Here is a 15,656-nt window from a genome sequence, read left to right as displayed (position 1 = left end):
CGGGGAGGAGACGGAGAGACACCAAGGGGGAGGCGGCGCCTCGCGCTTTGCGCCTTCCAGGGGGTTTCTCACACCCGCTCGCCGGTGCGTGCGTGGTGGTGGCCATGTGGGTGGTGGCCGGCCTCAGCCGTTGTCGGCGGCCTTGACGGCCTTGTCGATCAGCGGCAGGTAACGGTCGATCACCCACGGCACGGTGAGCGGGTTGATGATGGAGGAGGCCGTGACGAAGGAGTTGTCGTTGCTGTACACCATGGCGCCGCTCTTGACCGCGGGCATCGCCGCGTACAGCGGCTGGGCCTCGATCTCCTTGCGGGACTTGTCATCCATGTAGAAGGTGAAGAGCAGATCGCTGTCCTTCAGCTTCTCGGCGTTCTCCAGGCCGATGAGCGCCGAGTCGGTGCCCTTGGTCTCCTTGAAGGAGTTCACCACCGGGTCGACGGTGAGGCCGAGCGAGGTGAGCATCTTGACGCGCTGCTCCTCGGGCTTGAACACGCCGAGGGTGCCGGGGCCGGTGTTGTAGATGTACGAGAACTTGTACTTCTTGTAGTTCGGCCGGGTCGCCGCCGCGTCGGACAGCTGCTTCTCGATCTTCGAGACGAGGCCCTTCGCCTCGTCCGTCTGTCCCAGCGCCTTGCCGATGATGTCGATCTGCTGGTCCCAGTCCGTGCTCCACGCCAGATCGGGGTAGGCGACGGTGGGGGCGATGTCCTTGAGGATGTCGTAATCCTTCTGCGTGATCCCCGACCACGGCGCCAGGATGACATCCGGCTCCAGCTCGGTGATGGCCTCGAAGTCGATGTCCTCACCGCCCGTGAACTGGGTCGGCAGCTTGTCGCCGGACTTCTTCACCGCCTCGTGGATCCAGGGCAGATAGCCCGTCTTGTCGCTTCCCCACTCGTACTTCTCGATGCCCACCGGGGTGTGGCCGAGCGCGATGGCGGTCTCGGCCGAGCCCTGGCCGAGGGTGACGACGCGTTCGGGCTGCTCCTTGATCTCCGCGGTGCCGAGCGCGCTCCTGATGGAGACGGGGAACGCACCGCCGCTCTTCCCGGATGCGCCGGAGGTCTCCTTGCCGTCGTCGCTCGACGAGCAGCCGCCGAGGGCGAGAACGAGGGCTGCGGCGGCGGCAGTTGCGGCGAGCGTCCGGCGACGCGCACGGGTGAACCGGGACATGGATGTTCCTCATGTTTGGCGGATGGAGCGACAGGACCCCGCGGCTGGGGGAGGGCACGCCGAAGATCGTCATACGGAGTACGACGGGCGGCCCCTATGCAGATCGCAAGGAGTTAGGCAAGCCTAAGCTAAGCCGTTGTGCGGCGACAACCGGCCCCCTGGATAACGCTTTCGGCCCCCTGTCGCGCCGGTCCGGGTCCGGGTCCGGGTTCGCGGCCCGGCGGCCTCTTTGGTCCAGACCTATTGACGGAAGGTTCGGGCCTCCCTAGCGTGTGGCGAGCCGTGAAATGCGAGACCGCATTCCGGTCAGATTGTCAGGGTCATGCCATTCACGCGCCAACTCGCCCCGCGCCGGGCCGCCTCGGGCATCCGCACCGCCTCGGTGGCGCCCGGCCGCGACAGGAAGGGAAGTGAGCATGTTCGGTCGGACATCGCGCCTGCTGGGGGTCGGCCTCGCGGCGGCATGTGTCGTACAGATGCTGGTGGGCGCAACGCCGAGCACCGCGCAGGGCGAGACCTGCGCGGTCAAGTCGAAGCCCGCCGGAAAGGTGCTCCAGGGGTACTGGGAGAACTGGGACGGCGCGTCGAACGGTGTGCACCCGCCGCTCGGCTGGATCCCGGTCACCGACAGCCGCATCGCGCAGCACGGCTACAACGTGATCAACGCGGCCTTCCCGGTCATCCTCTCGGACGGCACCGTCCTGTGGGAGGACGGGATGGACTCGACCGTGAAGGTCCCGACCCCGGCCGAGATGTGCCGGGCGAAGGAGTCCGGGCTCACCACCCTGATGTCGATCGGGGGCGCGGCCGCCGGTATCGACCTCAGCTCCAGCACGGTCGCCGACCGGTTCGTCGAGACGGTGGTGCCGATTCTCAAGAAGTACAACTTCGACGGCATCGACATCGACATCGAGACCGGCCTCACCGGCAGCGGGAACATCAACCAGCTGTCGGCCTCGCAGTCCAACCTCATCCGCATCATCGACGGCGTACTCGCGCAGATGCCGTCGAACTTCGGACTGACGATGGCGCCGGAGACCGCCTATGTCACCGGCGGGAGCATCACCTACGGCTCGATCTGGGGCGCGTACCTGCCCATCGTGAAGAAGTACGCGGACAACGGGCGTCTGTGGTGGCTGAACATGCAGTACTACAACGGCAGCATGTACGGGTGCGCCGGCGACTCGTACTCCGCGGGCACGGTCGAGGGATTCACCGCCCAGACGGACTGTCTGGACAAGGGGCTCGTCGTCCAGGGCACCACGATCAAGGTGCCGTACGACAAGCAGGTTCCGGGGCTGCCGGCCCAGCCGGGCGCGGGTGGCGGTCACATGTCGACGGGTCAGGTGTCGCAGGCCTGGAACCACTACGGCAACGCGCTCAAGGGCCTGATGACCTGGTCGCTCAACTGGGACGGCTCGAAGGGGTGGACCTTCGGGGACAACGTCAAGGCGCTCCAGGGCCGCTGAGGAACCGGGGGACCGGGGAGCGGGCAGCTCCGCCGAGGTGGACGGGGCTGCCCTTCCGGCCGGCCGCGACGGCGGCCGGCCGGCCGGTACGCCGTACGGTCAGGAACGGGGCTCGGAGGCGTCCAGCATGTCCTCGCGCTCCACGACCTTGATCCGCTCGCGCCCCTGCTCCGCGCCCAGGGCCTTCTCGTGCGCGTCCAGGCGGTACCAGCCCTCGCGGGTGGTGTAGCGGACGCCGCGCTCCTCCAGGAAGGCGGTGACGGCCTCCGGCTCGGGCCGGACCGGGGCGGGCAGCCGGCCCTCGGCCCGGTCCTCGAGCAGGCAGGCCACGGTCTCGTTGGCGTCGCCCTTGGTATGGCCGATCAGGCCGACCGGACCGCGCTTGATCCAGCCAGTGACGTACACCGAGGGCATGTGCTCCCCGCCGTCGACGACGCGTCCCGCGGCGTGCGGGACCGTGCCGGAGACCACGTCGAACGGGAGCTTCGGGAGCTCCTGCGAGTAGTAGCCGACCGCGCGGTAGACGCTCTGCACGTCCCAGTCGGTGAAGTTTCCGGTGCCCTTGACGTTGCCGGTGCCGTCCAGCTCGGTCCGCTCGGTGCGCAGGCCGACGACCCGGCCGTCCTCGCCGAGGATCTCCACCGGGGACTCGAAGAAGTGCAGGAACAGCTTGTGCGGCCGGTCGCCGACATCGCGGATGGCCCAGTTCTCCAGCGTGGAGGCGACCATGTTGGCCTGCTTGTTGCCGCGCCGGGTCTCGATCGAACCCGCGTCGTACTCGATGTCCTCGGGGTTGACGATGACCTCGATGTTCGGCGAGTGGTCCAGCTCCCGCAGCTCCATCGGGCTGAACTTGGCCTGCGCGGGACCGCGGCGCCCGAAGACGTGCACCTCCAGGGCCTTGTTGGCCTTGAGGCCCTCGTGGACGTTGGCGGGGATCTCGGTCGGCAGCAGCTCGTCCGCCGTCTTGGCGAGGACGCGCGCCACGTCCAGGGCCACATTGCCCACGCCGAGCACGGCGACCTTCTCCGCCTCCAGCGGCCAGGTGCGGGCCACATCGGGGTGGCCGTCGTACCAGGAGACGAAGTCCGCGGCGCCGTGGGAGCCGTCGAGCTCGCTGCCGGGGATGTCGAGCGCGCGGTCCGCGTCGGCGCCGGTGGAGAAGATCACGGCGTCGTAGAAGGACCGCAGATCGTCCAGGTCGATGTCGTTGGGGTAGTCGACGTTGCCGAACAGCCGCAGCTGCGGCTTGTCGAGAACCTGGTGGAGTGCCTGGACGATGCCCTTGATCCGCGGGTGGTCCGGGGCCACTCCGTAACGGATGAGGCCGAAGGGGGCGGGCATCCGCTCGAACAGGTCGATCGAAACACCCGGTTCCTGGGCGGCCTCGGATTTCAGCAGCGCGTCCGCTGCGTAGATGCCGGCGGGGCCGGCTCCGACTATGGCGACGCGGACGGGGCGGGTCATCAGGTGCTGGTCCTTAGAACGGGCTGATGCGGGCAGTGCAGCTCAGGGTAAAGGTAAGGCTGGGCTTACCGTGCTCCATGGGACACGGTATCCGTTGCCGGATCGTGGCCTCGGGGCGGTTCGCCCTACGAGACGTCCGGCCCCGTCGTCCGGCGCCCGCAAGGGCGTGAAGTGCACTCGGGTGGCGAGGGGGAGGATTCGCCCGACCGCGCGAGGTTCGCTCGAAGAATCGGACAAATGATGGCAGAGTGACCCGCATGGATGATCGGGTAGCGGGTGCCCTGTCACTCCCGGACGACTGGCCCGCCCACCCGGATCTCAGCCTCGCCCTGAACCGTATGGGCAGCTTCGACTGGGACCTCGACAGCGGCCTCATGCACATGGACCGGCCCGCGCTCGACGTGTTCGACCTGCGGGCGGACGAGTACGACAACCGGCCGGAGTCGCTCGGCCGACGAGTACCGCCGGACGAGGGCGTACGGCTCGACGCCATGGTCGCGGAGGCGCTCAAGAGCGGGCAGAGCAATTACGGGGCGTACTTCAGGATCAGGCGGCGCGACGGCGGCCTCCGCTGGACGCATACCCAGGGCTTCATCCGACGGGACCTGACCGGCCGCCCGCACCGCATCATCGGCATCGTCCGCGACGCGACCCAGGAACTGGCCGAATCCACCGCCCGTCGCGATCTGGACCACGAGCGTCGCCGCCGCACCAGTCTGGTGGACGGCACCACGGCCGCACTGGCCCACGCCCGCACCGTCGGTGACGTCATCGAGGTGCTGAAGAACTCCCAGGGCCTGGCACATCTCGGGGCGACCAGCCTGGTCATGGGGCTGATGGAGGCCGGACGCATCCATCTGGTGGCCGACGGCCCGGAGGGCTCGTTCGTGCCCGGCACCCGGTACACCCGGACGGACGAGCAGTACCCGATGAGTGAGGTCGTACGCACGCTCACGCCCCGCTTCATCGAGTCCGCCACGGACTTCGCCACCTCCTACCCGATCCTGTGGCCCCACATCAGCCACCTCGGCATCACCTCGGCCGCCTATCTGCCGCTGATCGCCCAGGCCCGGCCCATCGGCGCGCTCGGCCTGCTCTACAGCGACAAGGACGGCTTCACCGGCGACGAGCGCAATCTGCTGGTCGCGCTCGGCAGCTCCATCGCGCAGAGCCTGCAGCGGGCCATGCTCTACGAGCAGGAGCACGACCTCGCCGAGGGCCTCCAGCAGGCCATGCTGCCGCGCCGGATCCCGGACGTGCCGGGGGCGCAGATCGCCGTCAGGTACCGCTCGGCCCGGCTGGGCCGGGACATCGGGGGCGACTGGTACGACGTCATTCCGCTGCCCGGCGGCCGGGTCGGGGCCGTCATCGGGGACGTGCAGGGCCATGACACCCACGCCGCGGCCGTCATGGGGCAGCTGCGCATCGTCCTGCGGGCCTACGCGGCCGAGGGGCACAGCCCCGCCACGGTGATGGCGCGGGCCTCCGTCTTCCTGCACGAGCTGGACACGGACCGCTTCGCGACCTGCACCTACGCCGAGGTCGATCTGACGACCGGCGTGGTGCAGCTGGTCCGGGCCGGCCACGTCGATCCGCTGGTGCGGGAGAGCGACGGCAACTGCCGCAGGCTGCCCGCGGAGGGCGGGCTGCCGCTGGGGCTCTCGGCCGAGTTCGGGCGGCTCGAATACCCGGTCAGCACCGTCGAGCTGGACCCCGGCCAGACCCTGGTGCTGTTCACCGACGGTCTCGTGGAGCTGCCGGGCGCCGATCTCGACGAGGGCATACAGCTGCTGACGGCCATGGTGCGCAGCGGTCCGCAGGACCTCCAGCGGCTGGCCGACCGGCTCTGCGAGGAGGTCGACGAGCGCGGCGGCGAGGACGATGTCGCGGTCCTGCTGCTGCGCCGCAAGGCGGCTCACGCACCCCAGCCGGGCGGCCGGCTCCAGCAGCACGTCGCGCAGAGCGACCCGGAGGCGCTCAGCTCCGCGCGCCACATGATCCGGGCGGCGGTGCGGGCCTGGGGCGCCAAGGTACGGGCCGACGAGGTCGAGCTGGCCGCCGACGAACTGATCACCAACGCGCTCATGCACACCGACGGCGGGGCCATCGTCACGATCCGGGTGCTCACCGGACCCGAGCGGCGCCTGCGGGTCGATGTCGAGGACCGCTCCAGCGCGCTGCCCAGGCGCCGGGACGCGGGGGAGGCCGGGGTGTCCGGGCGCGGGTTGATGCTGGTGGACCGGCTGGCGGACCTGTGGGGCGTGGAATCCCGGGGCAGCGGCAAGTGTGTGTGGTGCGAATTCGTCATCCCGGCACACGAGTGAAAGAAACCTGCTTACCTACCCGACAGTAACAGAACGTAACATGTCTGTTCTTGACCGTAACCGACCGCGAGCGATTGACTGCGACTCCGTCAGTATTTGTCTTCGATGACATGAGGACCCGTTGGGAACTGAGCTGCTGGCACCCCTCGATCTCGCCTTCTGGCACCTCGAATCCGATGCCCACCCGATGCATCTCGGCGCGCTCGCCGTCTTCTCCCCGGCCCCCGGCCCGACGCGCGGCGCCGACGCGGCGACCGTGCTCGAACTGCTGGGCACCCGTGCCGCCGCCATTCCCCGGCTGCGGATGCGGGTCAGGGACGTACTGCTGCCCGTCGGCGGTGCGGCCTGGTTCGTGGACAAGGACTTCGACGTCCACCGGCACATCCGGCGGGTGCGGCTGACCGGGGCGGAGTCGCGGGACCAGGACGGCGGATTCATGGCGGGCGCCACCCGGCTCGCCGGTGAACTGATGGAACGGCCCCTCGAACGGGGGTTGCCGCCCTGGCAGATGTACGTCATCGGCGGCGCCGACGGCGGTCCGTTCGCGGTGCTCGTCAAACTCCACCACGCGCTGGCCGACGGGATGCGCGCGGTCGCCATCGGCGCCGGGATCTTCGACGAGATCGCCGCCGTCGGCCGCGCCCGCAGCGGTGTGCCGGTCCGCCGGGCGCGCACCGTCCCGCCCCGCTCATGGATGCCGGGCCCGCGCCAGGTGGCGGGCCTCGCGCTCGGCCGGATCGAGGATCTCGGGCGGGCGTTCGGCGTCGGCGCCTCGATGGTGCGGGCCAGCCGCCTCGATCCGCGCGGCGCGCCCGCGCTCACCGCGAGGTCCAGCGGCACCCGGCGGCTGGCCACCGCGGACCTGGACCTCGAAGCCGTCCAGCGGATCCGCCGCGCCGCGGGCGGCACGACCAACGACGTCCTGCTCGCGATCGTCGCCGGAGCGCTGCGCCGCTGGATGCGGGAGCGGGGCGAAGCGCTGCCCGAGGAGGACCCGCGCGCCCTGGTCCCGGTCTCCCGCCGCAGGCCCGGCCAGGCCGGGGCGACCGGGAACAGGCTCTCCGCCTATCTGCTCGGGCTCCCGGTCGGCGAACCCGATCCGTGGAAGCGGCTGGGTGCCGTCCGGACCGCCATGGACCGCAACAAGGCCGCGGGCCCCTTCCGCGGTGCCGGCGCGGTCGCCGTGCTCGCCGATCAACTGCCTTCGCTGGCCCACCGCTTCGGCGCGCCGCTCGCCGGGAACGCGGCGAGGATGCTCTTCGACGTCCTGGTCACCAGCGTGCCCCTGCCGCGCTCGGCACTCTCGCTCGGCGGCTGCCCGCTGCGGGCGGTCTACCCGATGGCGCCACTGGCCCGCGGCCAGGCCCTCGCCGTCGCGCTGTCCACGTACGGCGGCCGGGTGCGGGTCGGGCTGGTGGCCGACGGCAAGGCGCTGCCCGATCTGGAGCGGCTGGCGCGCTGCGCCGACGAAGAGGTGGCGGAGCTGCTCGCGCTGCTGCCGACGCACTGAGCGGCCGACGACCCGATCGGTCATAGATCGGACAGATTTCCAGGAAAGTGCCGTAGTTGGTGACGCCTGAGGTGTTGACGCGCCCAAGTGATCCGATGAATATTCGCTGTGTGCAGGAAGCGATCATCGGGGAGGGCGGCGGAAGCATGCGGCGCAAGAGGCTGGGACGCAGCGCGGTCGAGGTCACCGAGCTGTCCTTCGGGGCGGCTGCCATCGGCAATCTCTTCACCGCCGTCGAACCGGCGCGGGCCGCCGCCGCCGTGGACGCCGCCTGGGACGAGGGCGTCCGCTACTTCGACACCGCGCCGCACTACGGACTCGGCCTCTCCGAACGGCGGCTGGGCGAGGCCCTGCGCGGCCGGCCCCGCGACTCCTACGCGCTGTCCACGAAGGTGGGGCGGGTGCTCGACCCGCTGCCCGCCGGCTCCGGGGCCGGCCCCGGCGGACTCTCCGAGGGCTTCGCCGTACCCGCCACCCACCGCCGGCGCTGGGACTTCAGCGCCGACGGCGTACGCCGCAGCATCGAGGACAGCCTGGAACGGCTCGGGCTCGACCGCATCGACATCGCCTATCTGCACGACCCGGACGACCACGCGGAGACCGCGTTCCGCGAGGCCTACCCGGAGCTGGAGAAGCTGCGCGCGCAGGGCGTCGTCGGAGCCATCGGCGCCGGGATGAACCAGACCGCGATGCTGACCCGGTTCCTGCGCGACACCGATGTCGACGTGGTGCTCTGCGCCGGGCGCTACACCCTCCTCGACCAGTCCGCACTGACCGAACTGCTGCCCGAGGCGGCGGCCCGAGGCCGCAGCGTCGTCGTCGGAGGGGTCTTCAACTCCGGGCTGCTCGCCGACCCGCGCCCCGGCGCGACGTACGACTACACGGCCGCGCCCCTCTCCCTCCTGGACCGGGCCCTGCGGATCAAGGCCGTCACGGAGGGCCACGGCGTGCCGCTGCGGGCCGCCGCCCTCCACTACCCGCTCGCCCACCCGGCCGTCGCCGGAGTGCTCGTGGGCACCCGCTCCCCGGACGAGGTGCGCGACGCCGCCGCACTGCTCCGCCGCGAGATCCCGGACGAGCTCTGGGACGAGCTGCGCGCCGAGGGCCTGCTGACCGAGAACGGACACTGACATGAGAATCGCCCTGCACACCAAGGTCCGCGCCGACCGCATCGAGGAGTACGAGGCCGCACACCGCGAAGTCCCGGCGGAGCTCACCGCCGCGATCCGCGCTGCGGGCGCCACGTCCTGGACGATCTGGCGCAGCGGCACCGACCTCTTCCACGTCATCGACTGCGAGGACTACGCCGCACTCCTCGCCGAGCTGGAGCAGCTTCCCGTCAACGTCGCCTGGCAGGCCAGGATGGACGAACTGCTCGACGTGGCGCACGACTACTCGGCCGACGGCGCCGAGGCCGGTCTCCCGGTCGCCTGGGAGCTGTGACATGACCGCTCAGGAACGGATCGTCGACGCCCACCACCACGTGTGGGACCTGTCGGTGCGCGACCAGGACTGGATCACCGGCGACGAACTCGCCCCGCTCCGGCGCGACTTCACCCTGTCCGACCTGGAGCCCGAGGCGCGCGCCGTCGGGGTGGACGCCACCGTCCTCGTCCAGACCGTCACCGTCGCGGAGGAAACCCCCGAGTTCCTGGCCCTCGCCCGGGACAGCGACCTCGTCGCGGGTGTCGTCGGCTGGTGCGACCTGACGGCTCCCGATGTGGCCGACACGCTGGCCGCGCTGCGTGAACTCCCCGGCGGCGACCGGCTCGTCGGCATCCGCCACCAGGTCCAGGGCGAACCCGACCCCGCCTGGCTGCTGCGCCCCGATGTCCGGCGCGGACTGCGCGCCGTCGCCGACGCCGGGCTCGTCTACGACCTCGTCGTCCAGGCCCGCCAACTGCCCGCCACCGTCCAGGCCGCGGCACTGCTGCCCGAGCTGACCTTCGTGCTCGACCACGCCGGCAAGCCACCCGTCGCCGCCGGTGGACTGCGTCCCTGGGCCGAGGACGTCAGGGCCCTGGCCGCCCGCCCCAACACCGTCTGCAAGCTCTCCGGACTGGTCACCGAGGCCGATGTGCGCTCCTGGACCGTGCGCGACCTGCGCCCGTACGCCGACACCGTCCTCGACGCCTTCGGCCCCGACCGGCTGATGTTCGGCTCGGACTGGCCCGTGTGCCGGCTCGCGGCGACGTACGAGGAGGTCGTCGACGCGGCACGCAGCCTCACCGACGCCCTCACCGCGGACGAGCGGGCCCGCGTCCTCGCCACCACGGCCGAGCGGGTCTACGGTCTCTGACAGGCGTCCCGCCGGGCCTTTTGGCAGTCTGGAACCATGCCCGAACTGCCGGAAGTCGAAGCCCTGCGGATCTTCCTCGACGACCACCTGGTCGGCAAGGAGATCGACCGCGTGCTGCCGCTCAACGTCAGCGTCCTCAAGACATACGACCCACCGCCGACCGCCCTGCACGGCGCCACGGTCACCGGCATCGCCCGGCACGGCAAGTTCCTCGACATCGGGGCCGGCCCGCTGCACCTGATCACCCATCTCGCCCGAGCCGGCTGGCTGCGCTGGAAGGACGAATTCCCCGCCGCGCCGCCGCGCCCCGGCAAGGGGCCCCTGGCGCTGCGTACCGTGCTCACCGGCGGCGACGGCTTCGACCTCACCGAGGCGGGCACCACCAAACGCCTCGCCGTGTACCTGGTGCACGACCCGGCCGAGGTGCCGGGCATCGCCCGCCTGGGCCCCGACCCCCTCGACGACTCCTTCGACCGCGACGCGTTCGCCGCGCTGCTCGCCGGGGAGCGCCGCCGGATCAAGGGCGCCCTGCGCGACCAGTCCCTGATCGCCGGCATCGGCAACGCCTACAGCGACGAGATCCTGCACGTCGCGAAGATGTCGCCGTATCTGCTCACCACGAACCTCACCGACGACCGGATCACCCGGCTCCACACGGCGATGCGCACCACGCTGCACGACGCGGTCGCGCGCTCCGGCGGACTCGCGGCCGGAAAGCTCAAGGCCGAGAAGAAGAGCGGGATGCGGGTCCACGGGCGCACCGGCGAGGCGTGCCCCGTCTGCGGGGACACCATCCGCGAGGTGTCGTTCAGCGACTCCTCGCTCCAGTACTGCCCGACCTGCCAGACCGGCGGCAGGCCGCTGGCCGACCGCCGCCTCTCCAGGCTGCTCAAATGACCCGCCGGGGCGCGCCGGGCCGGCCGGTACGCGAAGAAGCGGTGAATCATCCGGCCCCGCACCCCCGTGCGCGCCCTACACTCCGGCCCATGCTGCGCGTACTCGCCGTCGACGACGAAGAACCCGCCCTGGAGGAACTCCTCTACCTCCTGCGCGCCGATCCCCGGATCCGCAGCGCCGAAGGGGCCACCGGGGCCACCGAGGCGCTGCGCCGCATCGGCGGCGCCGTCGACGCCGGCCCGGACGACCCGGCCGCCATCGACGTCGTGTTCCTGGACATCCACATGGCGGGCCTCACCGGTCTCGACGTGGCCCAGCTGCTGGCCGGCTTCGCCGCGCCGCCGCTCATCGTCTTCGTCACCGCGCACGAGGGCTTCGCCGTCCAGGCCTTCGACCTGAAGGCCGTCGACTACGTCCTCAAACCGGTACGCCGCGAGCGCCTGGCCGAAGCGGTGCGCCGCGTCGCCGAACAGGTCGGCGACCGCTCCGCACCCGTGCTCGACACCGCGGGCGACCAGATCCCGGTGGAGCTCGGCGGAGTCATCCGGTTCATCCCGATCGACGACATCGCCTACGCCGAGGCCCAGGGCGACTACGCCCGGCTGCACACCGCCACCGGCAGCCACCTCGTCCGCGTCCCCCTCACCACCCTGGAGGAGCGCTGGCGCACCCGCGGCTTCGTACGCATCCACCGACGCCACCTCGTCGCCCTGGGCCGGATCGACGAACTCCGCCTCGACGCGGGCAGCATGAGCGTCCGCATCGGCACCGCGGAGCTCGCCGTGAGCCGCCGGCACACCCGCGCGCTGCGTGATCTGCTGATGCGCCGGACCGGCCGCTGACCAGCGCCCACCGGGCTCCGTCCTTCCCACGGCGGTCCGGTGCTGCGTACACTCCGGGCCCATGTCCGCAGAGCCAACGCCCCGCCGCGAAGTGGTGACGGGGGAGCCCCGGCGGGTGCGCCCGCTGCCGCGCTACCGCACCCAGTCGGAGATCGACGAGCAGACCGCACTGGGCGGCGCGTACGTCCGTTCACTGATGCGCAGCCAACTGCGGGCCGGTCTCACCGCGTTCACCGTCCTCGCCGTGGTCGTCGGGACCCTGCCGCTGGTCTTCGAGGCCCTGCACAGCGCCGCCCTCGTCTGGGCGGTCCTCGGATTCGCCGCCTACCCGCCGCTCACCCTGATCGCCTGGTGGTACGTGCGACGGGCCGAGCGCAACGAACGCGACTTCGCCCGGCTCGTGGAAGGCCGCCCCGCACAGTGAGCCGTACGTACGCGGTGGCGGCGGTCGCCGCCGTCGTTCTCGCCACGGTCCTCGTCGGCGGTTTCGGACTGCGCATCTCCCGCACCACCTCCGACTTCTACGTCGCCTCGCGCACCGTACGGCCCCGGCTCAACGCCGCGGCCATCAGCGGCGAATACCTCTCCGCCGCCTCCTTCCTCGGCATCGCGGGTTTGGTGCTCGTGCACGGCCCGGACATGCTCTGGTACCCGGTCGGCTACACCGCGGGCTATCTGGTGCTGCTGGTCTTCGTTGCCGCACCGCTGCGCCGCTCGGGGGCGTACACGCTGCCCGACTTCGCCGAGGGACGGCTGGAATCACGACAGGCGCGCAGACTGGTCAGCGTCTTCGTGGTCGCGGCGGGCTGGCTCTATCTCGTGCCGCAGCTCCAGGGCGCGGGGCTGACGCTCAAGATCCTCACCGGGGCGCCCGGCTGGCTCGGCGACGTACTCGTGGCGTCCGTCGTCGTCATCGCCGTCGCCGCGGGCGGCATGCGGTCCATCACCTTCGTACAGGTCTTCCAGTACTGGCTGAAACTGACCGCGCTCCTGGTCCCCGTGATCTTCCTGGTGCTCGCCTGGCAGGGCGACGGGCGTCCCCGGGTCACCTTCGACGAGCAGCTCTCCGTCTTCCGCGCCGACCATCCGCTGTACGCCACCTACGGGCTGATCGTCGCGACCTTCCTCGGCACCATGGGCCTGCCGCACGTCGTCGTCCGCTTCTACACCAGCCCCAACGGCCGCGACGCCCGTCGCACCACGGTCGCCGTCCTCGCCCTCATCGGCGTGTTCTACCTGCTGCCCCCGGTCTACGGCGCACTGGGCAGGCTGTACGCCCCCGAGCTGATCCACGGCGGGGACGCGGACGCCGCCGTGCTGCTGCTGCCCGGCCGGGTCATCGGCGGGCTCGGCGGGGAGCTGCTCGGCGCTCTCGTCGCGGGCGGCGCCTTCGCCGCGTTCCTGTCGACCGCCTCCGGGCTCACCATGGCCGTCGCCGGAGTCATCACCCAGGACGTGCTCCCCTCGCGCGGGGTCCGGCACTTCCGGCTGGCGACCGTCCTCGCCATGTGCGTACCGCTGGCCGGTTCGCTGATGGTCAGCCGGGTACCGGTGGCCGACTCCGTCGGAATGGCGTTCGCCGTCTCCGCGTCCTCCTTCTGCCCGCTGCTGGTCCTCGGCATCTGGTGGCGGCGGCTCACCCCGCCCGGTGCCATCGCCGGACTGCTGCTCGGCGGCGGCTCCGCGTTCCTGTCCGTCGCCATCACGGTCAGCGGCGCGGTACGCCCGCCGGGCTGGCCGCACGCCCTGCTCGCCTGGCCCGCCGTCTGGTCGGTGCCGGTCGGCTTCCTCGCGATGGTCCTGGTGTCCCTCGCCACGCCCGGTCGGATACCCGCCGGCACCAACGCCGCCATGACCCGCTTCCACCTCCCGGAAACATTGACAGCGGGGAGGCACCGATGACCGGAGCCGGATACGCCGTACTGGTCCTGCTCGCCCTCCTGCTGCTCGGCGCGGGCTTCCTGCTCGGCCGCCGCACCGCCCGCCCCGTCCGCCCCAGCGACGTCGGGACCCCCGTCGAGCACGCCACCTTCGAGACGCTGCACACCGCCTCGCTCGCCGCGCCCCCGCTGCGCGCCGGGCTCACCGAGGAGAGCGCCCGCAGAGCCGCCCGCAGGCTGCGTTCCCTGCTCGGCACCGACGCGCTCTGCCTCACCGACCGCGACCGGGTGCTCGTCTGGGACGGCGCGGGCGAACACCACGGCCACCACGTCATGGACCAGGTGCAAGGCCTCCTCGCCAGCGGCCGGGACACTGCCTTCCGCAGCGACTGCGACGACCTCGACTGCCCGCTGCGCTGGGCCGTCGCCGTGCCGCTCACCGTCGACAACCGGGTACTGGGCACCCTGATCGCCTACGCACCACGAGAGTCCGCGGTGCTGGCGAGAGCCGCCGGAGAGGTGGCCCGCTGGGTCTGCGTACAGCTGGAACTCGCCGAACTCGACCGCTCCCGCACCCAGCTCATCGAGGCCGAGATCAGAGCGCTGCGGGCCCAGATCTCCCCGCACTTCATCTTCAACTCATTGGCCGCCATCGCCTCGTTCGTCCGCACCGACCCGGAACGGGCCCGCGAACTCCTCCTGGAATTCGCCGACTTCACCCGATACTCGTTCCGCAGCCACGGCGACTTCACCACCCTCGCCGACGAACTCCACTCCATCGACCAGTACCTGGCTCTCGTACGGGCCCGCTTCGGCGAACGGCTCGCGGTCACCCTCCAGATCGCCCCCGAGGTACTGCCCGTCGCCCTGCCGTTCCTCTGCCTCCAGCCACTGGTCGAGAACGCCGTCAAGCACGGCCTCGAAGGAGCCGTGCCCGCTCCCCGGGACGCCGGCTCCGTCCGGACGGGAAAGAGCCCGACCCGCATCACCATCAGCGCCTTCGACGCAGGCTCCGAGGCCGAGGTCGTCATCGAGGACGACGGCACCGGAATGGACCCGGAACGCCTGCGCCACATCCTGCGCGGCGAGGGCGGCCACTCCACCGGAATCGGACTGCTCAACGTCGACGAACGGCTGCGCCAGGTGTACGGCGACGACTACGGGCTCGTCATCGAGACGGGCATCGGCGCCGGGATGAAGATCACGGTGCGGCTGCCGAAGTACCGTGCCGGGGTGCACGGTTCCTGACCGGCGGGCCGGGCACCGCTCAGTGGAGATGGATCGCCAGATGCCCGAGCGGCAGCCCCAGCTGCCAGGCCGGCGTCCACACCTGGGCCGCCTCCTCCGCGTGCGGCTCGTCGCCCACCGGTTCCCGGGGCGGCGCACCGATCGCGTCGAGGTCGGCCGCGAGCAGTTCGGTCTCCTCCAGCCAGCGCCAGGCCGCACGGGCCAGCGCCAGATCGGGATCCGCGTCGGCCGTACCGGACACCGGGGCCGCGTCGAGCGCGTCGAGCCGCTCACGGACCCAGCCGCACCACGCCGCCCCGTACGCCGTCAGCAGGCGCAGCTCGTCCAGCCGGGCCGCGGGCAGTGCGTCGGGCACCGTGCCGTCGGAGAGGAAGACGGTGAGCGCGAGGGCATCGCGCCCCGCGCGGTACTCCAGTGTGGACGGCTCCATCAGATCGCCGGTCCGCAGCATTTCATCGGCGATGTACTCCGCGTACATCCAGGCCATCGGGACCAGCAGCCCGCCCCCACTGGTTCCATCCTGACGCTCCGGGCGCATCCCGTCTCG

The 15,656-nt window shown here is 71.3% G+C and carries 14 protein-coding genes; 11 read left to right on the top strand and 3 right to left on the bottom strand.

From position 1 onward, the window contains the following. Positions 1-123 precede the first annotated feature (123 nt). Positions 124-1,173 (bottom strand): iron-siderophore ABC transporter substrate-binding protein, encoded by a 1,050-nt coding sequence (locus tag ACFV8T_RS22945; RefSeq protein ID WP_385330323.1) that lies wholly within the window; start codon positions 1,171-1,173, stop codon positions 124-126. 416 nt (positions 1,174-1,589) lie between these two features. Here ACFV8T_RS22945 and ACFV8T_RS22940 point away from each other — a divergent pair, with 416 nt between their 5' ends. Beyond that, complete coding sequence (locus ACFV8T_RS22940; protein ID WP_385330473.1) at positions 1,590-2,642, top strand: chitinase; 1,053 nt, start codon at positions 1,590-1,592, stop codon at positions 2,640-2,642. Positions 2,643-2,741: 99 nt separating this feature from the next. Here the strand turns inward: ACFV8T_RS22940 and ACFV8T_RS22935 are convergent, their stop codons facing one another. After that, positions 2,742-4,109: an FAD-dependent oxidoreductase gene (locus tag ACFV8T_RS22935; RefSeq protein WP_385330321.1), complete on the bottom strand. Its 1,368-nt coding sequence runs from the start codon at positions 4,107-4,109 to the stop codon at positions 2,742-2,744. A 257-nt stretch (positions 4,110-4,366) separates the two neighbouring features. Here ACFV8T_RS22935 and ACFV8T_RS22930 point away from each other — a divergent pair, with 257 nt between their 5' ends. From ACFV8T_RS22930 to ACFV8T_RS22885, 10 genes are all read left to right on the top strand, one after another. After that, complete coding sequence (locus ACFV8T_RS22930; RefSeq protein WP_385330318.1) at positions 4,367-6,433, top strand: SpoIIE family protein phosphatase; 2,067 nt, start codon at positions 4,367-4,369, stop codon at positions 6,431-6,433. Positions 6,434-6,554: 121 nt separating this feature from the next. Next, positions 6,555-7,943, top strand: a complete 1,389-nt coding sequence (locus ACFV8T_RS22925) for a wax ester/triacylglycerol synthase family O-acyltransferase (protein WP_385330315.1) — start codon at positions 6,555-6,557, stop codon at positions 7,941-7,943. 146 nt (positions 7,944-8,089) lie between these two features. Continuing rightward, the gene (locus ACFV8T_RS22920) at positions 8,090-9,073 is read left to right on the top strand and encodes an aldo/keto reductase (RefSeq protein ID WP_385330470.1); all 984 of its coding nucleotides are present in this window, start codon (positions 8,090-8,092) and stop codon (positions 9,071-9,073) included. 1 nt (position 9,074) lies between these two features. Continuing rightward, on the top strand, positions 9,075-9,386 hold the full coding sequence (locus ACFV8T_RS22915) for an L-rhamnose mutarotase (protein WP_093546627.1): 312 nt from the start codon (positions 9,075-9,077) through the stop codon (positions 9,384-9,386). A 1-nt stretch (position 9,387) separates the two neighbouring features. Next, positions 9,388-10,242 carry an amidohydrolase family protein gene (locus ACFV8T_RS22910; RefSeq protein WP_385330312.1) on the top strand — a complete coding sequence of 285 codons (855 nt, stop codon included), beginning with the start codon at positions 9,388-9,390 and terminating at the stop codon, positions 10,240-10,242. Positions 10,243-10,278: 36 nt separating this feature from the next. After that, on the top strand, positions 10,279-11,139 hold the full coding sequence (locus ACFV8T_RS22905) for an Fpg/Nei family DNA glycosylase (RefSeq protein WP_385330309.1): 861 nt from the start codon (positions 10,279-10,281) through the stop codon (positions 11,137-11,139). A gap of 89 nt (positions 11,140-11,228) precedes the next feature. Beyond that, positions 11,229-11,981 (top strand): LytR/AlgR family response regulator transcription factor, encoded by a 753-nt coding sequence (locus tag ACFV8T_RS22900; protein WP_385330308.1) that lies wholly within the window; start codon positions 11,229-11,231, stop codon positions 11,979-11,981. 61 nt (positions 11,982-12,042) lie between these two features. After that, a complete protein-coding gene (locus tag ACFV8T_RS22895) occupies positions 12,043-12,405 on the top strand; it encodes a hypothetical protein (protein ID WP_266430174.1) in 363 nt (120 codons plus the stop codon). Beyond that, a complete protein-coding gene (locus ACFV8T_RS22890; RefSeq protein WP_385330306.1) occupies positions 12,402-13,883 on the top strand; it encodes a cation acetate symporter in 1,482 nt (493 codons plus the stop codon). Before ACFV8T_RS22895 ends, ACFV8T_RS22890 begins: the two co-directional genes overlap by 4 nt. Then, entirely contained in the window at positions 13,880-15,109 is a 1,230-nt protein-coding gene (locus ACFV8T_RS22885) for a sensor histidine kinase (RefSeq protein WP_385330303.1), read from the top strand. The genes ACFV8T_RS22890 and ACFV8T_RS22885 overlap by 4 nt, the downstream gene beginning before the upstream one ends. 19 nt (positions 15,110-15,128) lie before the next feature. On the opposite strand, the gene ACFV8T_RS22880 is transcribed toward ACFV8T_RS22885, so the two are convergent. Next, positions 15,129-15,647, bottom strand: coding sequence for a hypothetical protein (locus ACFV8T_RS22880; RefSeq protein WP_385330300.1), 519 nt, complete (start codon positions 15,645-15,647; stop codon positions 15,129-15,131). Between the last annotated feature and the right edge of the window lie 9 nt (positions 15,648-15,656).

It is taken from the genome of Streptomyces sp. NPDC059832 (assembly GCF_042731715.1).
Classification (GTDB): domain Bacteria; phylum Actinomycetota; class Actinomycetes; order Streptomycetales; family Streptomycetaceae; genus Streptomyces.
The sequence above is the reverse complement of the archived record's forward strand: the minus strand, read 5'-3'. Positions and strand labels throughout refer to the sequence as shown.